Source organism: Methanofollis sp. UBA420 (assembly GCF_002498315.1).
GTDB lineage: Archaea > Halobacteriota > Methanomicrobia > Methanomicrobiales > Methanofollaceae > Methanofollis.
This window is the reverse complement of the sequence record NZ_DAGX01000005.1, coordinates 528,239-549,933: the sequence shown is the minus strand read 5'-3', so window position 1 is coordinate 549,933 and position 21,695 is coordinate 528,239. Positions and strand designations below refer to the sequence as shown.

Annotated in this window: 21 protein-coding genes and 1 tRNA gene; 14 read left to right on the top strand and 8 right to left on the bottom strand. The window is 60.1% G+C overall.

From position 1 onward, the window contains the following. Positions 1–715 precede the first annotated feature (715 nt). A complete protein-coding gene (locus tag BP869_RS08865) occupies positions 716–1,399 on the bottom strand; it encodes a Dna2/Cas4 domain-containing protein (protein ID WP_342678826.1) in 684 nt (227 codons plus the stop codon). Between the two features lie 40 nt (positions 1,400–1,439). Here BP869_RS08865 and BP869_RS08860 point away from each other — a divergent pair, with 40 nt between their 5' ends. The 7 genes from BP869_RS08860 (at position 1,440) to BP869_RS08830 (ending at position 7,583) form a co-directional block, all read left to right on the top strand. Next, entirely contained in the window at positions 1,440–1,733 is a 294-nt protein-coding gene (locus tag BP869_RS08860; protein WP_342678824.1) for a DUF3467 domain-containing protein, read from the top strand. Between the two features lie 88 nt (positions 1,734–1,821). Further along, positions 1,822–3,471 (top strand): AarF/ABC1/UbiB kinase family protein, encoded by a 1,650-nt coding sequence (locus BP869_RS08855; RefSeq protein WP_342678822.1) that lies wholly within the window; start codon positions 1,822–1,824, stop codon positions 3,469–3,471. 74 nt (positions 3,472–3,545) lie between these two features. Continuing rightward, on the top strand, positions 3,546–5,024 hold the full coding sequence (locus BP869_RS08850; protein WP_342678820.1) for a phytoene desaturase family protein: 1,479 nt from the start codon (positions 3,546–3,548) through the stop codon (positions 5,022–5,024). 8 nt (positions 5,025–5,032) lie between these two features. Further along, on the top strand, positions 5,033–5,869 hold the full coding sequence (locus BP869_RS08845; RefSeq protein WP_342678818.1) for a phytoene/squalene synthase family protein: 837 nt from the start codon (positions 5,033–5,035) through the stop codon (positions 5,867–5,869). Continuing rightward, on the top strand, positions 5,866–6,714 hold the full coding sequence (locus tag BP869_RS08840; protein WP_342678816.1) for a prenyltransferase: 849 nt from the start codon (positions 5,866–5,868) through the stop codon (positions 6,712–6,714). Before BP869_RS08845 ends, BP869_RS08840 begins: the two co-directional genes overlap by 4 nt. Further along, positions 6,715–7,470, top strand: a complete 756-nt coding sequence (locus tag BP869_RS08835) for a carotenoid biosynthesis protein (RefSeq protein ID WP_342678814.1) — start codon at positions 6,715–6,717, stop codon at positions 7,468–7,470. 41 nt (positions 7,471–7,511) lie between these two features. After that, a tRNA-Thr gene (locus tag BP869_RS08830) sits at positions 7,512–7,583 on the top strand. A 337-nt stretch (positions 7,584–7,920) separates the two neighbouring features. On the opposite strand, the gene BP869_RS08825 is transcribed toward BP869_RS08830, so the two are convergent. Both BP869_RS08825 and BP869_RS08820 read right to left on the bottom strand, forming a co-directional pair. Continuing rightward, entirely contained in the window at positions 7,921–8,226 is a 306-nt protein-coding gene (locus tag BP869_RS08825) for a hypothetical protein (RefSeq protein ID WP_300165866.1), read from the bottom strand. Then, the gene (locus tag BP869_RS08820) at positions 8,219–8,902 is read right to left on the bottom strand and encodes a MarR family winged helix-turn-helix transcriptional regulator (RefSeq protein ID WP_342678811.1); all 684 of its coding nucleotides are present in this window, start codon (positions 8,900–8,902) and stop codon (positions 8,219–8,221) included. The genes BP869_RS08825 and BP869_RS08820 overlap by 8 nt, the downstream gene beginning before the upstream one ends. 137 nt (positions 8,903–9,039) lie before the next feature. On the opposite strand from BP869_RS08820, the gene BP869_RS08815 reads away from it, so the two are divergent. The 3 genes from BP869_RS08815 to BP869_RS08805 all read left to right on the top strand — a co-directional run bounded on the left by BP869_RS08815 (position 9,040) and on the right by BP869_RS08805 (position 10,762). Beyond that, positions 9,040–9,609, top strand: a complete 570-nt coding sequence (locus BP869_RS08815) for a hypothetical protein (protein ID WP_342678809.1) — start codon at positions 9,040–9,042, stop codon at positions 9,607–9,609. A gap of 657 nt (positions 9,610–10,266) precedes the next feature. Beyond that, positions 10,267–10,494 carry a hypothetical protein gene (locus BP869_RS08810; RefSeq protein ID WP_342678808.1) on the top strand — a complete coding sequence of 76 codons (228 nt, stop codon included), beginning with the start codon at positions 10,267–10,269 and terminating at the stop codon, positions 10,492–10,494. Further along, positions 10,451–10,762, top strand: coding sequence for a type II toxin-antitoxin system RelE family toxin (locus tag BP869_RS08805; protein WP_342678806.1), 312 nt, complete (start codon positions 10,451–10,453; stop codon positions 10,760–10,762). The genes BP869_RS08810 and BP869_RS08805 overlap by 44 nt, the downstream gene beginning before the upstream one ends. A 357-nt stretch (positions 10,763–11,119) precedes the next feature. Here the strand turns inward: BP869_RS08805 and BP869_RS08800 are convergent, their stop codons facing one another. Further along, complete coding sequence (locus BP869_RS08800) at positions 11,120–11,944, bottom strand: hypothetical protein (protein ID WP_342678804.1); 825 nt, start codon at positions 11,942–11,944, stop codon at positions 11,120–11,122. A gap of 216 nt (positions 11,945–12,160) precedes the next feature. On the opposite strand from BP869_RS08800, the gene BP869_RS08795 reads away from it, so the two are divergent. Both BP869_RS08795 and BP869_RS08790 read left to right on the top strand, forming a co-directional pair. Beyond that, complete coding sequence (locus BP869_RS08795; RefSeq protein ID WP_342678802.1) at positions 12,161–12,559, top strand: hypothetical protein; 399 nt, start codon at positions 12,161–12,163, stop codon at positions 12,557–12,559. 176 nt (positions 12,560–12,735) lie between these two features. Further along, positions 12,736–13,470: an epoxyqueuosine reductase gene (locus BP869_RS08790; RefSeq protein ID WP_342678800.1), complete on the top strand. Its 735-nt coding sequence runs from the start codon at positions 12,736–12,738 to the stop codon at positions 13,468–13,470. 25 nt (positions 13,471–13,495) lie between these two features. On the opposite strand, the gene BP869_RS08785 is transcribed toward BP869_RS08790, so the two are convergent. Both BP869_RS08785 and BP869_RS08780 read right to left on the bottom strand, forming a co-directional pair. Then, positions 13,496–14,332 (bottom strand): class I SAM-dependent methyltransferase, encoded by an 837-nt coding sequence (locus BP869_RS08785; protein ID WP_342678798.1) that lies wholly within the window; start codon positions 14,330–14,332, stop codon positions 13,496–13,498. Then, positions 14,329–15,171, bottom strand: coding sequence for a class I SAM-dependent methyltransferase (locus tag BP869_RS08780; protein ID WP_342678796.1), 843 nt, complete (start codon positions 15,169–15,171; stop codon positions 14,329–14,331). Before BP869_RS08780 ends, BP869_RS08785 begins: the two co-directional genes overlap by 4 nt. A 381-nt stretch (positions 15,172–15,552) precedes the next feature. Here BP869_RS08780 and BP869_RS08775 point away from each other — a divergent pair, with 381 nt between their 5' ends. Next, positions 15,553–16,320, top strand: a complete 768-nt coding sequence (locus BP869_RS08775; RefSeq protein WP_342678794.1) for a P-loop NTPase — start codon at positions 15,553–15,555, stop codon at positions 16,318–16,320. A gap of 43 nt (positions 16,321–16,363) precedes the next feature. On the opposite strand, the gene BP869_RS08770 is transcribed toward BP869_RS08775, so the two are convergent. Next, the gene (locus tag BP869_RS08770; RefSeq protein ID WP_342678792.1) at positions 16,364–17,035 is read right to left on the bottom strand and encodes a dihydrofolate reductase family protein; all 672 of its coding nucleotides are present in this window, start codon (positions 17,033–17,035) and stop codon (positions 16,364–16,366) included. 167 nt (positions 17,036–17,202) lie between these two features. Continuing rightward, positions 17,203–17,913 carry a fasciclin domain-containing protein gene (locus BP869_RS08765; protein ID WP_342678790.1) on the bottom strand — a complete coding sequence of 237 codons (711 nt, stop codon included), beginning with the start codon at positions 17,911–17,913 and terminating at the stop codon, positions 17,203–17,205. A 410-nt stretch (positions 17,914–18,323) separates the two neighbouring features. On the opposite strand from BP869_RS08765, the gene BP869_RS08760 reads away from it, so the two are divergent. Further along, a complete protein-coding gene (locus BP869_RS08760) occupies positions 18,324–21,695 on the top strand; it encodes a PEGA domain-containing protein (protein WP_342678788.1) in 3,372 nt (1,123 codons plus the stop codon).

Below are 21,695 nucleotides of genomic sequence, written 5' to 3'. Positions count from 1 at the left end.
CCGGAAATCGCGTTCGTTTTTCCGCCATCACCCCCATGATCGGATTGATGTCTCCCCTTCATTCTTGAGTGCAGCGTTTACCCTTCCCCCGTCCTATCCTGAGATCGGGGGTCCGGGGGCGACGAGAAGACCATCAGGTCTTCGAGGTGCGAACGAAGTGAGCATGAGAAGGTCGAAGACCTTCGAGCAGTCCCCCGGTGGAGGGTGTGGGGAAGGCAGCGGGTCCGCGCCGCTCGTCCAGGGGTCTGTCATCCACCCTCTATCCTGTATCGGAGGCAGTGGGCGTCAGCGAACTTGAGAAAAACGTAGTTTTTCGAGGTGTAGTCACCCAGAAGAGACACCGATCCACTGCCTTCTCCCAAACACGCGCTGGGGGACTACGCCCCCAGACCCCCGCTCAGGATAGACGGGGATACGGCAATCTCCCCTCCGCGAATTTACATCGCTCTTCCCCCGTCCTATCCTAATTCCGGGGGTATGGGGGAACGACCGAAGGGAGTCGAGAAGACGAAGCGCTGGACGAGCGACAGCGAGAAGTCCCCCGGCGGAGGATGTAGGGAAGGCAGGGGGATGCGCACGGTTGTTTATGGAATCCGGGGGATCCATCGATCCGATCATTCCTGATTTTTCAGAGCCCCGGACTCCCTACCGAGATTGGAATCGCACTCGCCGGGCTGAAATATCTGGACATCCCCCGAATCTTACCGGGGAGTACTTACAACAACTCCGAAAGCCTCCGCGGCCCGGGTGCGCACCTCTCCTGGTGCGGGCAGCGGGTGCACGGCGGGTTGAGGGGCTTTCGCGGTATCCGCCCCTCGTCCACGTTCTTCGCGGCGGCGATCGCCCTGACCATCGCCCGCCTGTCCCGCGGCCCCGGCGTGCAGACGCGGATCACCCCCGAGGGGACGTACTCCACCCATCCCCCCTCCACGTCGAGGCCGAGCGAGTCCCGCACGCACGCAACGTAGCAGGCGACCCGGAGGCGGTCCGCCGCATGGACGCCCGCCTTCGGCGCCTCGCCCGCCCGCGTGATCGCGAAGGCCGGCAGGGCCGGGTCCACCTTGTCCACGACGCCCCTGATGCCGAGACGCTCAGACGAGACCGGGACGTCGAAGTCCGAAAAAAGAATCCACTCTTTGTCCCGGCAATTCTCCATGCACTGCGCGAAGAGGTGGTGCTCCTCCTCGCCCGCATGGGGGAGGACCGCGAGCACCTCCTCCCAGACCTCGCCCGGGTCGAAGGGCGTGCCCAGGTGGTACGAGACCTGCTTGCAGACCGCGTACCGCGGCGGCTCCTCCCTCTCCTCCTTCCTGTCCAGGTAGAGACGGAGGGGGCAGAAATGAGCGGCGGCGACCGATGCGACCCCGACCTTCCCGCGGTCCCTCCCGGGTGCGTCCATCGCACAAACCCTTAATGGGTACCTGTTTATATCTTATGCTATGTCTCAGAACGAGATTGCGGTCAATCTCCCCCAGACTCTCGACCCGGTCTATGCAAACCGCATCCAGGTCGCCTACAAGGAGGACGAGTTCACGTTCATCTTCCTCCACGAGATCCCGGGCACGAACCAGGCCCGGGCGAAGGCGATCGTCTCCATCACCCCGAAACATGCGAAAAATCTTCTCGGCGTCCTCGCCCGGAGCATGAAGGACTACGAGGAGAAGTTCGGGACGATCCAGCCTCCCGCGGAGAAGACGGGAGACACGAACGTGACCATGCGGGGCTACTCGTAAGCACTGTCGCCCCCTCTCGTCGCTCTTTTTTCCGGCACCTCCTGTGCCTGTTTTATATATCTGGTCGTACTCCCTTTGCGTCGGGGCCATGATCCGACAACTGGGCAGGTACCGGCAGATTGTCGGCGTTCTGGCGAAGTACGGCCTGGGCGCCGTCGTCGAGGGCGCCTTTCCCCCTCGGGCAGAACCCGGGATCGGGAAAGGCCGGGGGGAGACCGCTCCCGACCCGGTGTACCGCCGGGTCCGCCTGGCGATCGAGGAACTCGGCCCCACCTTCATCAAGTTCGGGCAGATCCTGAGCACCCGCCGCGAGGTGCTGCCGCGGGGCCTCGTCGAGGAACTGGAGATGCTGACAGACACGGTGGCCCCCCTCCCCTTCGAGGCGATCCGGCCGATCGTCGAGGAGGAGTGCGGCCCGATCGCCGAGGCCTTCGCCTCCTTCGATGAAGAACCCGTTGCGGCGGCGTCCCTCGCCCAGGTCCACCGGGCCGTCCTGAAGGACGGGAGGGTCGTCGCCGTCAAGGTGCAGCGCCCCGGCATCAGGAAGGTGATCGAGGACGACCTGGAGATCCTCGCCTCCCTCGCCCGGCGGGTCGAGCGTCACCGCCCCGACCTTGTCGTCTACAACCCGACAGGCCTCGTGCAGGAGTTCGCCCTCCAGATCAGGCGGGAACTCGACTTCGTGCAGGAGGGGAAGAACGCCGCGGCCCTCGCCCGCAACCTGGAGGACTTTCCCCGCGTCGTCGTCCCCGCGATCGTCTGGGAGTACTCGGGGCCCCGCCTGCTGACCATGACCTTCATCGACGGCGTACGGATCGACGACCTCGACGGGATCAGGGCGCTCGACGTCTCTCCGACACGTATCGCCGACATCCTGCTCGCCGTGTACCTGAAGCAGGTCTTCGAGGACGGTTTCTTCCACGCCGACCCCCACCCCGGCAACCTCCTGGTGACCAGGGCCGGGTCTCTCGCCTTCGTCGACTTCGGGACCGTCGGGATACTCCGCCCCGAACGCCGGGACGCCTTCATCCGCCTCGTCTACGGTGTCGTCGACGAGGACACGGACGCGGTCGTCGAGGCCTACCGCGACCTGGGGATCGCTCCCAGGGACGGGACCGTCGACCTCTTCAAGGACGAGATCTATGCCACCCTCCGGGGCCTCGGGTCGTACGAGATCGGCATGGTGGACATCAGGGGGGTGATGGAAGAGATCCCGGAGACCCTCAGGCGCTACCACCTCCGTGTCCCTCTCTCGCTGATGCAGGTGATCAAGGTCCTCCTCTTTCTCACCTCGATCTGCCTGAACCTGGACCCTTCGTTTAATTTCCCGGCGCGGGCAGGACCGGCGGTCAGGAAGATCCGTATGCGCCAGATCTTTTCGGCAGAGAGACTGGAGCACATGGTGGCGTCGGTGCGCCGGCAGATCAGGGACGCGGTCGAACTCCCGCAGACGGCGAACACCACGCTCAGGAAACTCTCGGCCGGGGGCGTCTCCATCGGCATCGTGAGCGCCGACCTGGCAGACCTCGCCGCCTCTGTCAGGTACGCCGCGAATATCCTCCTCCTCGGCATGGTCGCGGCGGGTTTCGTCCTGGCGGCGGGTCTGGTCATGCTCTCCTCGGAGCGCCCTGAAAACCCCATTCTCTGCGGGGCGATCTCCACGGTGACCTTCTCCGGTTTTGGTCTGGCGATCATCATCGCTCTCGTGGCCGTCTATCTCGTGCTGACCCGGCGCTGAGGGACGACATCTATTTATAGAGTGATCGCGCGGACTCTCCCCGGGTCGCGCACGACCCGGGGGGATGGTCAGGCATGAAAACAGTCATCGTCGGAGCGGGGTTCGGCGGCCTTTCGGCCGCGGCCCTCCTCGCGCAGCAGGGCGTCGACGTGGAGGTGGTCGAGAAGAACGAGCAGGTCGGCGGCAGGGCCGGCGTCTACCGGGAGGGCGGGTTCTCCTTCGACATGGGGCCGTCCTGGTACCTGATGCCCGACGTGTACGAGAAATTCTTTGCGGCCTTCGGGAAGAGGCCTGCCGACCTCTATCCCCTGAAGAGGCTCGACCCCGCCTACCGGGTCTTCTTCGGCGACGGGGATACGGTGGACATCAGGGCCGACCTCACGCAGGACTACGCCCTCTTCGACTCCTTCGAGGAGGGCGGCGGCAAGAAACTGGAGGCGTACCTTGACTCCGCGCGGGACATCTACGACCTCTCCATCAACGAGTTCCTGTACCGCGATTACCGGTCGATCTTCGACTTCCTCAGCGGACGCCTCATCCTGCAGGGGAGCAGGCTGCACCTCTTCGAGAGCCTTGACACCTTCGTCAGGCGCCACTTCGAGAGCGACCATGCCAGAAAGATCGTCCAGTACTCCATCGGTTTTCTCGGCGGGTCGCCGCGGAACACCCCATCCTTCTACCATATCATGTCCCACATCGACATGACGATGGGCGTCTGGTACCCGGCAGGGGGGATGCGGGCGGTTGTCGAGGCGATCGCCCCCCTCGCCCGCTCGCACGGCGCCGAGATCGCCCTCGACGAACCGGTGACCCGGATCGAGACGGCCGGAAAGACGGCGACGGGCGTCGTCACGCCGACGGGCAGGCGCGACGCCGACGTCGTCCTGGTCAATGCCGACTACGCCCATGCCGAACTCGACCTGCTGGGCCCGGCCCACCGCACGTACCAGGAGAAGTACTGGCACTCCCGCGTCCTCGCCCCCTCGGCCTTCGTCGTCTATCTCGGCCTGGACAGGCGGGTGCCGGGCCTCGCCCACCACACCCTCTTCCTGGACAGGGACTGGGAGGCGGGCTTCGACAGGATCTTCGACCCGAAAAAGGCCGCGTGGCCGGAGAACCCCTCGTACTACGTCAATGTCCCGTCGAAGACCGACCCGACGGCCGCGCCCGCGGGGGGAGAGGCTCTCTTCATCCTGGTGCCCCTCGCGCCGGGCCTGGAGGACACGCCCGCCCTCCGGGAAAACCTCTACGCCCGCGTACTCGACGACCTGGAGGCGAGGCTCGGGGAAGACCTCAGGGACGCCGTCGTCGTGAAGCGGATCTTCGCCCTGGACGACTTCGCGGAGAGGTACAACGCCTACCGCGGCACGGCCCTCGGCCTCTCCCACACCCTCCTCCAGACGGCCCTCTGGCGGCCCGCCCACCAGAGCCGGAGGGTGGAGAACCTCTACTATACCGGGCAGTACACCCATCCGGGCATCGGCGTGCCGATGACCCTCATCTCCTCGACGATCGTGGCGCAGGAGATCGCCGACCGTCATAAAGCCGGGTGAGGTGGCCGATGGTCTCGCCTCTCCACTTCAGGATCTTCAGGCACGGGAGCACGACCTACTTCTACTCCACACTCTTCTTTCCCCGGCAGGTGCGGGAGGACGTCTTCGTCCTCTACTCCTTCGTCAGGGTCGCCGACGACTATGTCGACGCCGTCCCGCAGGAGGCCGACCGTTTCTACGCTCTCCGCGACCTCTACCGCCGGGCCATCCGCGGGGAGGAGACGGGCGATCCGGTCGTCGACCCCTTCGTCGATCTCGTCGGGAGGACGGGGATAGACCCGGCCTGGGTGGAGGCCTTCCTCCGCTCCATGGCGTGCGACCTCACGAAGGGGCGGTACGAGACGGTCCGCGACCTGGAGACCTACCTGTACGGCTCCTCCGAGGTGGTCGGCATGATGATGGCGCGGGTGATGGACCTCCCCGACGCCGCCCTCCCGTCCGCCCGCCTCCTCGGGAAGGCGATGCAGTACATCAACTTCATCAGGGACATCCCCGAAGACCTCGCCCTCGGCCGGACCTATCTCCCGGCCGAGGAGGCGGCGGCCTTCGGCCTTCCGTCCCTGGAGTACGGGGACGCCGCGGCGTCACCGCGGGCCTTCGAGGCCTTCGTCGCCGCACAGGTCGATCGGTACCTCGCCTGGCAGGAGGAGGCCGAGGCAGGGTTCAGGCATATCCCGCGCCGCTCCCTCGTGCCGGTGAAGACGGCGTCCGACCTGTACCGCTGGACCGCCCTCCGGATCCTGGCCGACCCCTTCGTCGTGTACCGGCGGAAGGTGAAGCCCTCGCCGCCGCGGGCGGTGGCGCGGGCGGTCGTGAACGCCGTCCTGCCCCTCACCCGCCCATGACCCGCCTCCTCTCCCTCGCCGTCTCCGTCTCCCGGTTCAGGTTCTGGATCTACACGGGCGGGACGTACGTCGTCGGCTACGCCCTGGGCATGGGGTCGTGGGAGGCGTTCTTCCTGCCGGCGTACACCGTCTACCTCGTCTACTTCTTCTTCCCGGCGAACCTCTTCATCTACGGGGTCAACGACTGGTGGGACCGGGAGACGGACCGCCTGAACCCGAAGAAGGGGGGAAAGGAGCACCTCCTCAGGGACCGCGAGCGCCGCGACCTCTTCGGCCTCCTCGCCGCCGTCTCCGCCCTCAGCCTCCTCCTCCTCCTGGTGCAGACGCCGCCGGAGATGGTCGTCTTCTCCACCTTCCTCTTCCTCGCCTACTTCTACAGCGCCCCGCCCCTCCGCTTCAAGGATGTGCCTGTCCTGGACTTCTCCTCGAACATGCTCTACATCATGCCGGGCGTCTTCGGTTATCTCCTGGCCGCGGGGTCTCTCCCGCCTCTCGCCCTCCTCGCAGCGGGCTATTTCCACATTGCGGCGATGCACCTCTTCTCCGCGGTGCCTGACATCGCCGCCGACCGCGCCGCGGGGGTGAGGACGACGGCGGTGGTCCTCGGGGAGAGGCGGTCCCTCCTCCTCTGCCTCCTCTTCTGGTCGGTCTTCGCGGCCCTCGTCATCGTCCTCGCGGGTTTCCACCCGCTGAGTTTTGCGGTCCTCCTCTTCCCGGCCGTCCCCCTCGCCCTCCTCACGGTCCGCACCCTGAAAACGGCGTCGGTGTACTGGTACCTCCCGTACCTCAACACCGGCCTCGGCGGCCTCGCCTTCGCGGCGGTCACCCTCTCGAAGGTCGTCTGAATGATTTTGTCGTGGCGCGTGGCGGCGGCGATGGCGGCCCTGATCTTTTTCGGAACCGGCCTCGCCCTCGCCGATCTCGGGGCCGGGCCGTCTGCGGTGTCGGCCCTCTTCCTGGTCCTGATGGCCCTCCCCGCGTATGCGGCCCTCATCCGGTGGCTTGGAGTGCGGCGGGGCCTCGCCCTTCTCCTCCTCCTCTCGGTCCTCCCCCTCCTGGTCGAGGCCCTCGCCGTCCTGACCGGGGTGCCGTACGGCCGCTTCTCGTACGGCGGCGCCCTCGGCCCGAAGGCCTTCGGCCTGGTCCCCTGGACCGTCGCCGTCGCCTACCCGCCGGTCTTCCTCGCCTCTGCCGCGGCGGCCTCCTCCCTCGCCGGCACGGAGGCCCGCCGTTTCCTCCCGGCCACCGCCCTCTTCGCCCTCCTCGCCGACCTGGTCCTCGACCCGGCGGCGGTGCGGGCCGGTTTCTGGGCCTGGGACGCCCCCGGCCCGTACTACGGCGTCCCGGCGGCGAACTTCGTCGGCTGGGCCATAACGGGCCTCCTCTACGCCGCCCTCTTCCGTCACCTCGTCCGCGACCGTTTTGCCGCGGGGGAGACGGTCCCGCCCTCCGTCGCCGCGAGCGCCGTGCTGATCTTCGGTTTCTGGGCGGGCTACCTCCTGCGGGAGCGCCTCCTCCTCCCCGCGGCCCTCGGCCTCTTCCTTGCCGCGCTCTTCCTCTCCCTCCCCCGGAGAGGCGGGGGTCCGGGCCCGCACCGATGAGTATCTTTATAATTCCGCGGGGTCAATATGATAGAGTACCTGCCGCCGTGGCTTAGCGGTATAGCGGCTGATTCGTAATCAGCAGGTCGAGGGTTCAATTCCCTCCGGCGGCTTCAAGGATCTGTTTCCTTAATCCCTTTTTGAAAAGAAGCCTCCAGCGCACGTATTTTCTAAGGATAGATCTTCCGAAGTTTTTCCGGTGCGGCACCGCACTGGATCATCACCGTTCTGAAAAATAAGTCTTTTCCTTTGCCTTTCAAGGGTCGTGGATCGATGTGTGGTTATGGGGGAGTCCTCCGCTGGTACACGGGGGATCGGTGTCTGCGCCCCCCTTTCCCCCGTCCAACCTGCGTGTCTTCCCTTTCAACTCCTGGAGGACGGACGTGTAATAATTCACAAAAGAGTATTTTGTTGTGGTGACTTCCACAACGAGGGGGTGACTTATAGAGTTTATGGTAACTTCTCGTTTTGCATTTGTTTTTTGTATGCTTCCGCGTGGCTCATCATCCACTCGGCGATAGAGATAAACTGATGCGGCGACATTCGGATGTCGATGATCTGGTTCCGTCTAATCCTACCGATATTCATCACTCCTGTTTTTTCCTCGACTCTGGGTTCGAAGTTGTCGAGATAGAATACAATCTGACCCCCATTGGGATCCAACCCTCCATAGGCGCCGGTTACATAGGCCGTCCTAAATTGGGGATCATTGCTCAGGGCATATGATGGCTCCTCTTTCGTTTCCTGATCAGTCATTTTTTACCTCGGCGTACTGGGGGCCTGAACTCGACGAGACGTCATATGATGGTCCCGGGATTTTTAGCCCGACACTTTCTGGGCCGTGGAGTCTGTTTTGTTCGAGTGGTTCGAGTGTGTTGTTCCAGTTTGCCATGTCAATCCTATCCGCGATATCTATTTTCTGGAGAATTTTTTCTGTCTTTTTTGTATTTATTGAATAGAAGAGTATATCTCTTCGAGAGATGTAATTCGGCAGATTGTCACTTTGATCAATCTTAAAATCATTTTGATCCCACTTTTGTTTGTAATACGGCATAACGTCCTTCAGACTCAACCAGGGTGGGGTCTCTGTGCTCTGCTGTGAACGTTCAGGCAGAAGATCCTCATAAATCGTAGCAAACAGGTTTGTACCCATCGCTGTTGGTTCGTAGTAGATCTTCCGGCGATCTCCTATGTCCTTGACCTGCACCTTCCTGGCCACAAGGCCCCCATTAACCAGATCCTTCAGGATCGGTGCCATAGTGTTTGGATTTGCCCCAAATTGCTCCTTCACTTCGTTGAAATATTTCTGCCCTTCAGTAGTCAGTGCAATATATACTGCCCATCTTTGACCGCTTGAGAGGGCATTGAATGCCTCGCGGATTTCCAACGGCACGAGGTTGAGATATCGCTCGACTACCTCCTCATTCATCATTCACTCACTCCCAGCAATTTCAGTTATAGATTCCTAACTGATATGAATTTTTTTGTTTATCTTGGTGTCGATCACCAATACCCCCTGAAGCAATCAGTCCGTCAAAGTAATACCCTCACCCACCCCAACCCTTTTTGATGCTTACCCCCCTCTCCACAATCGATATCATAAATGCACGTCTTGCACGATTAGAATCCCTCAAAGCGCAGACCCCAATAGGAATCTACGGATCTTTTTATAATAACCGAAAGGAGGATCTGATCCGTCTGCGCGACTCTCTCCGGAAACTTGGATATAACGCCCGGATATCGGAGGATCTTGATGATGGAAGTGGAAATATAGGTGGGATAAGCAAGTCTGTTTGGGACAGGGAATTGAGCGAACGCCTGATTAATGAAAGTGATGCCCATATTTTTGTAGTACCTCGGCGCCGAGAAGGAGAGTCAGATACTCTCATTCAATCAGTATCCATGGAACTAGAGCGTCTTAATACCCTGATAGAGTGTGGGACTAAGAAAAATCAACAGATTGCTGTGTTTTATGAACTTGGCCTGATGGATCTTAAAGAATGGGGAGTGGGTGCAGTATTCAGAGGTTTAATTGATCGTTCGCAATCTTGGACCGTGGGGGAGTTTGAAAGAATCAATGATCTCCTGCCGCAGGCGCGTTCATTCTGTTTCGATGCCCTGTACCGCCTAGGTCGCTAATTTGTGGGTTTATCCCACTTTTCTCAAGCCCCGTGGATCGTAGCCTCGTCGGGGTAATGTTTTCTGACATTGCTTGTTGGTTTGTGCCCGCCCCTGTCGCGGGAATGATGCCCTCTGGTGGCTTCTGCGCGTGCGAGCCTTCCGGCGGCTCTGTTTCTTTTGTCCGGGTCTTTTTGAAAACAGAGTCTTTTTGTGCCTCTGATACTCGTTATGGTCGGCGCAACACTTTTAAATCAACACTGTTGATTGTGGTATACCCTGCGGAGGATGAACCGCACTGCGCAAGGCGTGTCGCCAGGATGTACCGGCGCATGTCCGGCGCCATCATCATCCCTCTGTCAATCCCATGATCTCGTCGTATTTCTGCCAATCCACATCTGCGTCTACCGACTATCGAGCTGGTCTTTCGATCCGGTGTGCGTCATTCATGTTGATCGTCACCTTGCTGTCCGGGATTTCATATAGATCCACAAGAAGATTTTCATCCCTCTCTGCTTCGTACTGAGCATAAGCGGCGTCGTACGTTGCGATCACCCCAAAGATCAGGTGGGTGTAACGGTTAACAAGAGGGGACAGGTCCTTCCCCCCACGATCACGTCCGGAGGATCGTAATCGTTTAAAGTGGGGGTGCCGGTTCGTGGTGCGATCATTGTAAGTATGATCAATACTTACAATCCTATCATGTCTGCAACAAAGCGCGTGCCCGTCTCAGAAGGGGTATGGTCTGACCTCTCTACCCTGAAAGGTCCCGGTCAGACCTATGATGATCTCCTTGCCTCGATGATCGAGCAGGAAAAGAAGCGGCGCTTCATCGAAGACATGGACCGCATCGAAGAAGAAGGTGACTTCGTGGAGCTGGACTTTGGCGTACAAAATTCTGATTGATCGGAAGGTCGGAGAGTCCCTTCGTCGCCTCAGTCCAAAAAGCCAGCGGATCATCATGGACAAACTCTCCACTCTTGTCGAGGATCCCTATCCTGGCAATGGAAGCGACAAAGAGCGCCTCTGTGTGCAAGGCCGTGATGATACCTATCGACTTCACATCAGCCACACCTACACTGCATTTTACAGGATCCACGAACCAGAAAAAGAAGTGCGGATCCTCGCGGTGATGTCAATCGAGCAGGCACACAAAAAGTATGGGTGGTTCTGATAGGCTAGTGTCGGGGATCACTGAACTTTTTCAGTTGGGCTCTGTAGAAATCCTGTTCTCGAACGTCTCTTCCGGGGGGCTGCCACCCCCCGGTCCCCCTGCCATTAGGATAGGGGATGGAGGGCAGTCTCCCCCTCAAAATGCAAGTTCGCCCCTTTGAGGTCCAATCCTGAGCGGGGGTCCGGGGGAACGATCGAAGGGAGTCGAGAAACCGAAGGTTTCGCTGGTAGTCCCCCGGCGCGAAGATGGAGGAAGGCGGTTGGGTCACGTCCATACATGGAAAAGGTGAGGGTTTCTATAAAGCCGAAGATCTGAAACACTACCTCATTGTATGCCCTTCTGTCGTAAATCTACTCATCATGGTCGATAAATTGACCAGATCTTCCGTTCCTTGAAATATTTGTCTTCATTGTTGTAAATTCCGAAAAAGTCAGCCAGATATGGAATGTCTTCTGCTTTTTTTTCTTGTGCAGCGTTGCCTAACTCGATAAGCAAACGTCCTATAAAACGAATAATCTGCATGACGTATAATCGAACATAGGGTGTAGTGATGTCTGTTATAGATTTCTGCATCGCAGATTTATATGGAGAGGCAATGTTCTCACCAGTTTCACTGTGATATAATGCTACAGTATTACCATTCATGAGTTCATCAACAATACATGCTTTATAATGCAGTTTTTCCATCTGACGGTTTAACGAATGTTTTTCTATCATCGGTAACGCAACATGCTTGAACCATTCGCTTATCGGATCGTTTTGGCTTACTGGGCCCGACCCCCCAGTGACTAAATCGAGGTTATAGTAACGAGTTATGTTTGTGGCGAAGTTTGAAAGGATAGCAATAATCTGATCATGAATAGTTGAGCGCGGAAGTCGATCCTTGGAGTCAGATAAATTATAATGAGGGGCAATTTCATCCATCTTTTCAAGAAGATTTTTCAGGTTGTGTCCATATTCACGAATTTTCTTGTTAGAAGGAAATTTTCCATGAACCAAGAAATAGTCAATCATCAAAGCTAGTTTTGCGGAGCGTTCAATACCGATTGTAAGCGCGAAGAACGCCTGTCCATAATATGCATGCTGTGCATAGTTCGCTCTTCCTAGTGCTGTGACACCTATTGCTAAGTGCTCAGAAGCTACGGCTGCTTCTCGTGATATTGCTTGCCATGTAGTATTCATAGTTAATCCTGTGATATCAGTGCGTTAATATTCTCACATCCAGTTTTAAGTCCTCCGATTAGCCAGTCTATTATTTTCTCCGTGCTGAGAGGTTACTTAAGAAGTGTCACCAAAAGCAAAGATCGGGCTACTGATGATAAAAGTGCAACAGACCAGAACACACTTTCAGACCGCACGCACGCCATCATCATAATCCGGAGATGCGGACAGGGACATATGCATCACAAGACCGTTCTCAGGCAGACCGCCTTCACCGTCCTCGTCGCACCCCGGGACGATGTCGCCCTGGCCGTCAGGGAGACAGACCCCCCGCCGGTCTACTTCTGCGGGAGGACGCATCCGGTCCTCGATGCGATTGGCGGCATGCTCGCGGGCGATGTGGATGCCTGGGCGGTGGAGGACGCGAGGGAACTCCTCCTTCTGCTTGGCGAGGTCCAGAGGCGGAGCATCGTGGTGGAACATGACCCGGCCCTCTATGCCCCGTGTCCCGAATGTGCGGCGGCACTTGGTCGGACACTTCGTGAACGGGTTCGGGAGAGTCGACAGACAGTGGTCTATCTTGCGACGAGGAGGGACGAGTGGCTGGACGCCGTGGAGGATGCGGCCGGATCGTAGATTCTCTCGAAACTTTACCGCATCATGAAAAGACAGGGAGAGGATTGGTCTTCAGGAAAGTTCGTCCCCCCCGGGATCCGTCCTGCCGCCCGGCGTGCCGCCCCCGCTTTCTATGCACGGGTGATCACTTCGTCGAAGAAAAAAGGGTTTATTATACGGTAATCATCCAGATCTGGATGATGGAGGATCGTACTCTCGGTACCAGAACGCTGCTCCGTGATCTCGGTGCATCTCTCATCGGGGTCGCCGACCTCTCCCCCGAAGGCCTCAGCCCTTTTCCTCACCTCAAGACCGCAGTTGTCTGGGGCCTCGCCCTGGACCCTGCGATTGTAAGAACCCTTATTGCCGGCCCCTCATCTGCCTATGGCCGGGAATACGTCGCCGTCAATGAGCGTCTGGCGGCACAGGAGGACCATCTCGTCGCGTACCTCGAAGAGCATGGATACCGCGCTGCCGGAATCTCTCCGTCGACCGGAGACTTCGACCGGGACACTCTTTCCGCTGAATTTCCGCACAAAACCGCCGCCACCCGTGCGGGTCTCGGCTGGGTGGGGAAGTGTGCACTTCTCGTCACCAGAGAATACGGCTCTGCGATCCGGTTTGCATCCGTCCTCACCGATGCGCCCCTCGTCCCCGACACGCCGGTCGAGCGCTCGTACTGCGGGACGTGCGAGGAGTGCCGGACGGCATGCCCTGTCGCCGCCCCTTCCGGTCGTCGGTGGGAACCGGAGATCGAGCGGGACGCCTTCTGGAACAGTCGGGCATGTTATGTGCAGTGTCAGAAGGCTGTCGATGACCTGGGACTGGTCCACCCGATGTGCGGGATCTGTATCGCGGCGTGTCCGTGGACCCGGAGATATCTGGAGAGGAGCGGTCTGGATCATATCCGGCCGCCCTCGCCACCGGGATGAAGAATGAGACGTTTCTGCCGCATCCCTACACCTCCCACCAGATCTTCACACGGATATTCTTCTCCCTCTGGACAAACTCGCCGTTCTCGACGGCGAGATGCCGGAGCAGGTAGGCCCTGAGGAGGCGCTCGTCATCAGGGTTTTGAATGTCGAACTGCTGCCTGTATTCGGCGACCGCCACATCCAGCGACGGAAATCGGCGGATGTGCTCCATCGGCCGACACTCGACATTGGGATAGATCCCCATCGAGTACAGGAGATTGAAAAGGACGTCGGCCTTCGGCCAGCACCGGTATTCGGTGCCGTGGAACGACGGCCAGAGGTCGATCAGCGGCCTCTCCCAGGAGGCCGTCCCGGCGAACCAGAAGAGGTACACCCACCGCGACGACGCCCTGCACATCGTCTCGATCGCCGCCCTGAGATCGGGCATCCCGAGCGAGTACGAGGCAAGGACGATATCGTAGGGAAGATCGAGGTCCGTCTGCGGGTCGACCTCCTCCCACCGTCTCGGGACAACGGAGATGTTCGTGATCCCCTCGTCGGCGATCATCTCCTCCATCACGGCGACCATCCCTGCCGCCGGTTCGACGGCGGTCACATGGGCCACGGTGGCGGCGAGGGGTATCGCAAGCGTTCCGGGGCCCGCCCCCACGTCGAGAAGGCGCGTCTCGGGGGTGAGGGGGAGACCGGCAAGGATCTGCCCGGTCCGTTCGGGGTTCTGCCGCGTCTGCTCCAGAAATTCACGCGCCCGCTCCTTCGACGCCCAGATTGTTGCGCATTCCTCGGAGCCGTTGCATCTGCTGCTCTGCTCGTACTGGTCTGTCCAGACCTCGTTCCAGTCTATCGAGATCCGTGGCTTCATTGCACATTCCACTGAAACATCATGCAGGGCCACCGTTCATGGTGTACGAACCGGCCGTCCTGTTCTTCGACATACTCTTCCAGATATGCTCTCAAACCCCGGTTCCCTGTATCGAAGGGGATATGATACTCGTACAGGAAATGTCTCGCCATCTCTTCCTCCGAATCGAATACATGCATCTGTTCGAAATCGAAATACCTCACATCAGGATAGATCCCCATCGCATAGAGGAGGTTGAAGAGGACATCGGCCTTCGGTACGGGGACGTAGTCAGTCCCGAGGATATGCGGCAGGGCCAGACGGTAGAGGGTCTCGAATTGCGGTTCTCCGGCATGCCAGAAGAGGCACACCCGCTCGGAGGATGCCGCGTTCATCTTTTCGATCGCCGTCTTGATCTCCGGCATCCCGAGCGAGAAGGACGCGAGGACGAGATCGTACTGGGGCTCGAGATCATCGTCGGCGACATCCTCCCAGCGCTTCTGCACGCACCTGATATTTTCGGTCCCCTCTTTTTTCATGTACTCCTGCAGTACGGTCATCATCCCGTCCGAAGGTTCGACGGCTGTCACGTGCGCTGTCCGTGAGGCGATCGGTACTGTCAGCACGCCGGGCCCGCTCCCGATCTCAAGCACCCGCGAGTCAGGGGAAAGGTGCAGCGCTTCGAGGGTCGCACTGACGCGGTCGGTGTGGCTGGAGTTCTCTCGACCATAGTCGCGGAGATAATTCCGTGCACTCTCGGCCGAGTCCCAGTGCTGTGCACAGGTGGAGACGGCCGATCCGGAGCGCTGTATCATCACGCTCTTCCATTCATCATTCCAGTCAATCGTATTCAGTGTCATGTTCTCTTCTCCATGTCGGGTTCATCCCGGGATGAGGAGTGCAGGGATGAACCCGTGTTCTCCCGGGGACTTCACAGATTTTCTCATGCTCCTTTTGGTCTATCCCGCCCGGGATCGGGCCGGGACAGACCGATCGTGAGCAAGTGATGAGGAAGATCATCCCTCGCATCTCTCCTCATGTGAACAATGCATTTTACGGCCGGTTTTTTTTGCAAAACGCACGTGGGAGATGGCGTTTCTCCCCGATATCGGGGAAGATGCAGGGATACTTTGTTTTTCACGCCCTGCGGAGCCGGCGTTTGTTCAGCAGCGGTGTGATTATTTTCGATACTTTATTATTTGGTGTTATCTATTTCATATATTGTCTTAAGGGAGTTGACCATGAAGATTGTCGTATGCGGAAAAGGGGGGAGCGGGAAAAGCACCATCGCGTCCCTCCTTGCAAAAAATTTTGCAAAAAATGGCTGTTCCGTCCTTGTCGTCGACACCGACGAGTCGAATTTCGGCCTCCACCGGCAGCTGGGGGTCGATCTTCCCCCCGACTTCATGGGGTATTATGGCGGTAAGCAGGCCGTGGTGGAGAAAATTTTTCAGGCAGCCCCGAACTATGATTCGGTCTCCTTTTTCGATAAGGAATGGGGTTTTGTCGATATTCCCCCCGCGTACCTCTCGGGACATGACGGCGTGAAACTCATCGCCATCGGGAAGATCCACGAGGCGGGCGAGGGCTGTGCATGTGCGATGGGGATGATGGCAAAACAGTTCATCGGGAACCTGAAGGTGAAGCCGGGCGAAGTGGTCATCACCGATACCGAAGCCGGTATCGAACATTTCGGGAGGGGTATCGAGGAGAATGCGGACGCGGTCCTCATGGTGATCGATCCCTCCTACGAATCCCTCAAACTGGCCGAAAAAGTTGCAGAGCTGAGCACAAGCATCGACAAACCGGTATTTTTCGTCCTGAACAAGGTTGACGGATCCAGCGAACACTTCATGTGCGACGCCCTCGGCGGCAGGCACGCCATCGCCGCGGTGATACCGGTGGACCCGTCCCTCGCCCTGGCGGGGCTCCGGGGGGACGAAGTCGAGGCGGACTCCGCCGATATCGAACATCTGGGCCGGTTCCTCCAGGATACCCTGGCCGTGTAATGGCAGGGTGATCTGCGCCCGGCGTGCCGACCCTTTCCCCCTCTCACTCCTTTTTCCTCACCCCATACCGCAGGTGCACCCTGCCCTTCCCCACTTCCTTCGACCCGATCAACTCCAGGTCGACGGGCGCGTCCACCCCCCTGAACAGTTTCGTGCACCCCGCCCCCGCGATCGTCGGCGTCACGACCAGACTGACCTCGTCGGCGACCCCCGCCTCGATCAGGGCGCCGGAGAGGCCGCCGCCGCTGTCGGTGGCGACGCGGGAGATCCCGAAACGCGCTTCGAGTTCGTCCAGCGCCGCTTTGAGGTCGACCCGCTCCGCCCCGCACCTGATGAAGGGGTACTCCCTCTCCCGGAGGTACGCGATGTAGTCCTCCGGCGTCGCGGCGGAGACCAGGACGACGACGTCCTTGATATGCTCCATCTGCCGGTAGAAGTGGAGCAGGCCCTTCAGCACCCCCCTGCTGTCGACGAAGACGCCGATCGGGCGGGGGTCGTCGGGACTGACCGCCGGCCTCCGGAGGTCCGCGGGGCCCTCCGGCTGGTCGATGTCCATAAAAGTCTCGATGCCTGTCCGCGCCGTCGTCGAACCCACGAGCATCGCCTCCGGCCCGAAGGCGAGGAGGATTTCGTAGTGCAGGCCGATGTCGATATCATAGCCGGTGGTCGCGCTGTCGAGACTGACCGTCGTGTGGATGATCACGCGGGGGGACATGGAGGAAAATTCGGCGCCCCCCTATATAATCCGTCCTCGCGGGGCGTGAAACAAAAGTCGGGGGCACAGGATCTGCGGTATGGTCCGGCCCGTCGTGTACCCTACCCGGCAGATCTGTACATCGTGAAGGCGGAAAAATCGTTCTCCGCAGAAAAGTACGGGGGAGATCAGGCCCCCGCCGCCGTGGTCTCCTCCGTCGTCGTCTCCTCTGTGGTTGTTTCTGCCGCGGTCGTCTCTGTCCCTGTCGTCGCCGTCGTCGTCCAGGGCATGGTCACGTCAGGCGGCAGCAGCACGGCATCGATGCCGTGGATCACGCCGTTCGTCGCCATAATGTCGGCCTCCACCACGGTTGCGCCGTTCACCATCACCGTATCGCCCGACACCGTGACCTTCAGCGTGCTGCCCTCCAGCGTCGTGAGAGAGGTGACATTCTGGAGGTCGGTCGCCGTGTACGTCCCCTCGACGACATGGTAGAGGAGGACCGGTTCAAGCAGAGCCGGGTCGGCCCGGATCGCGTTCGTCTGGTCCTTCGTGAGGCTCGTTGCGAAAGCGGTGTTATCCGGTGCAAAGAGCGTATACGGCCCCTCTGTTGCAAGCGTCTGGTCCAGTCCGGCAAGGAGGAGCAGTTCGCGAAGCACGGAGTATTCCGGCATCGTGTTCAGAGTCCTGAAGATGTCGGTCTCATTTCCGGTTGGAACTCCCGTCTCCGTCACCGTCGGCGTCGTCTCTGCCGTGGTGACCGTCGCTGCCGGCGTCTCTTCAGTGGTCGTTGCGGTGGGCGTCGGCGTCGGCTCGGCAGGTCCCTGCTGTGCGCATCCCGCGATGAGCACTGCGCCGAAGCAGAGGATCACAAACGCAAAAACAAACAATTTTTTCATCACATCCCCTCCGTATTCCGGGCTCTTCTCTGGACATATGACACACATTATAAATGCATTTGCATGCGTGCGACGACCCCGGCACCTCCGTCACTTCGTCAGCGACCCCCCGATGAGCCCGCCCACATAGTCGAAGGGGTCGAGCACGTTTCTCCGGGACACTCGCGACGTCCCCCTCTCTCGTTTTGCCTCCCCGAAAAAACCTGTACTATGTTCCGTACTGCATCTCCAATGTCCATATCATTTAAATGAAAAATATACGTTCAACAATGTCATTATTAGAATCTATCGGTCAAAATACCAACATATATATGTAACAAAATGGAATCGCGAGCATCTCAGCCCCCCGTGAGGCGCGATCTCATTTTGCATCCGGGGAAGCTGACGTCCAGTTTATGAGGTGGCTTAAAATGGAAAAAATCCCCCCATTAGGGAAGAAAGTACCTATTTTTCTATTCCTGCTGGTGGCCCTGGCCTGTATCATCGGCCCGGTCGCCGGGGATGAAGAGGGCACAGTCCCGCCCGAAACAGTGGCGTCCTATGAAATGATTACGAATATCTCAGTCCCGACGGAAACCGAGACGCCGGTGGAAACCGAGACACCAGTGGAAACGCTACTGGCACTCTCGCTCGCCGCCGATCCCCCTGACGGCCCGGTGCCGCTCACCGTGCGGTTCACCGGGACGGCGACGGGTCCGGCGGTCGACATCTGGGAGTGGACAATCGACGGCGTCGCGGCGGACGCAGACGGCCCTGACCTTACTCACACTTTCACCGGGGCCGGCACCTACACCGTCGCCCTCACCGCAACCAACGCGAGCGCACACCTCGCGAACACCACGTCGATCGAGATCGTCGCGGAGGAAGAAACACCCCTCATGATCGCCGCCAGGGCCGGGGTCATCCACCCCCACATCTGGAATGTCTCGAAGATCGAGGGGAGCGGTAACGTCACCAGTCTCTGGGAGATCCAGGATCAGATCGGAGACGGTGACACCATCCGCATCTGGGGCATGGCGGAGAGCGCGGCGGACCGCGTCTACGAGAGCGGCATTACCATCAACGTCCCCGACGTGATGGTCAAACAGTGGGAAGGTTCGCCCGCCCAACCCCTCATCGCCGGCCCCTCGGCGGTCGGCCCCTCGGCGGTAGCACCGATGTCCCCCGGCCCCGCGGCACCGGCCTTCGCCGTCACAGCGGACAACGCGACCTTCCGCGGCCTCAACATCTCCGGCAACGCCGCCGGGATCTACGCCGCCGGGGATCCTGAAGACCACATCCGGGGCCTCACCATCGCAGACTGCACCTTCGTCGGGAATGGGGCAATCGGCGGTCCGAGTGTAAATCCTGGTGGCGGTGCGCTCTATGCCGAATATGTCGATGATCTCTCGGTCGAGAGGACAGAGTTCACCGAAAATAGTGCAGGCGTTGGCGGCGGAGTATGTTTCGTGACATGCACCAGGATCACGGTCACCGGTACCGCCTTCACACGCAACGCCGCGATCTACGGTGGCGGCGGGCCGGCTCTCATGAGTTCTGAGTTATTCGACGACGATTACTATGGTTCCGGCGGCGGCGCACTATTCGTGGACTGTACACGTCTCGCACTCCTCGAAACAACCTTTGAGAACAACACCGCAATCAACAGCGGCGGCGGGGCGGAGTTCCATTATTGCGAGAACGCCACGCTCACCGGCGTCACTTTCACCGGCAACGAAGCAGAGGAGTGTGGTGGCGGGGCGGAGTTCCATTATTGCGAGAACGCCACGCTCACCGGCGTCACTTTCACCGGCAACGAAGCAGAGGCGTATGGCGGCGGGGCGGAGTTCCATTATTGCGAGAACACCACGCTCACCGACGTCACTTTCACCGGCAACGAAGCGGAGGATTATGGCGGCGGGGCGGAGTTCTGGGAATCTTCGGGGATCACGCTCAACGGCGTCATCTTCATCACCAACACGGCGAACTCTGGCGGCGGGATGGATCTCTATGAGACATCCGACGTCACGCTCTCCGACATCACTTTCACACGCAACAACGCGGATCGTGGCGGCGGGGCATATCTCTATGAATCATCCGGCGTCAGGCTCTCCGACCTCTCGTTCACAGCCAACAACGCGACCAGGTACGGCGGCGGGGCATACTTCGATGACTGCACAGATTCCGGGGTCTTCGATGTCACCTTCACCGAAAACGACGCAACCAACGGTGGTGGGGCATTTATCGGGTGGTGCGAGAACATCACCATCACCGGCACCACGTTCACCGGCAACACCGTGACCGACCACGACGACGGGGACGTCCCGCGGAGTCTGGAGTCCTCCGACGATGAGTTAGAGAGTTCCGGCGGCGGGGCGTTCTTCTATGACTCATTCGGGATCATCATCGCCAACTGCCGCTTCGACAACCTCGACAATATCCGTGCCGAAAGGGAATCCGAAGAACCCGAATTTAGAGAAAGCGACATCATAGAAAGTTTCTCCGCAATCCTGAACACATCCCGCACGCCGGGGACGAACATCGCCGGCGGGCCGTACCTCGGCGGCAACCTCTGGCTGAATGACCCCGCCCAGAACATCTCGGAGTGGTGTGCTGACGCGGACTTCGACGGCATCTGCGACGAACCGCTGCTCATCGCCATGAACGACGGCGAGGAGTTCGGCACCGACCATCTCCCGCTGGTGTACGGCGGGACGGTGGCAATCGCCTCGACGCCCGCGGGGGCGTACATCCACCTGGACGGCGTGAACATCACCCGCACAACAGACACCTCCCTCTCCCTCCCTGTCGGCGACTACACGATCACCGTCACCCTCGCCGACTACGTGACCCCTGAAAATCGGACGGTGACGGTCTCTCCGGGCGAGACGGTGCCCGTCGTATTCGACCTCGAAGAAGTGTGCGGGATCCTCAACGTCTCGTCCGTCCCGGCCGGGGCCCGGATCGTCCTCGACGGCGTGGACACCGGAAGGTTGACCAACGCGACCCTGGAAGACATCCTGCCCGGAGAGCACAATGTCACGGTCGTCCTCGCCGGCTACAAAACCCCTGAGAACCGGACGGTGACGGTCTCTCCGGACGAGACGACAGAGGTCGCCTTCGCCCTCGAAGCCCTGCCGACCCCGACACCCACCTCATCCTCATCAGGTTCGAGCGGCAGGCACTCCGACCTCGCTGCCGACTCGACAGGAAAGATCCCGGCCGGCGGCAGCGGCACCCTGGCATTCCGGGGCCCGGCCATCTACGAGATCAGGGTGACGGTCGGCGAGAGCATCCAGACTCTCCTTGTCACCATCGGGCGGAGCGGCATCCCCTCCGGCGTCGAGGCCCCGGCCGGTCTGGTCTTTGAGTACGACGAGGTGACGATCTACCACACGACCGACGACGCGATCGAGGGTGCCCTCATCCTCTTCAGCATCCCGAAGGCGTGGCTGGCGGAGAACAGTATCGACCCGGCGGACGTCGTGCTCTACCGCTACCACGACGGCGCCTGGCAGGCCCTCCCCACCGAGGTCACAGGTGAGGACGAGACCTCCTGGCACTTCTCGGCGCAGAGTCCGGGCTTCTCCCTCTTTGCGATCGGCGGAGAACCAGCACCCGTCGCCGTCAAAGTGCCGGACGTCGGGGCACAGGCCGGGACGACAGAACCCCTCCCGCCGGTGACTGAAACACCGGCATCGCCCCCGGCGGAGACACCGCAGCCCTTCCCCACCATGATCCTCCTCCTCTGCGGGGCGGCCGTCCTCCTCATCGCGGCAGTCGTCCTCTGGAAGAGGAGATAA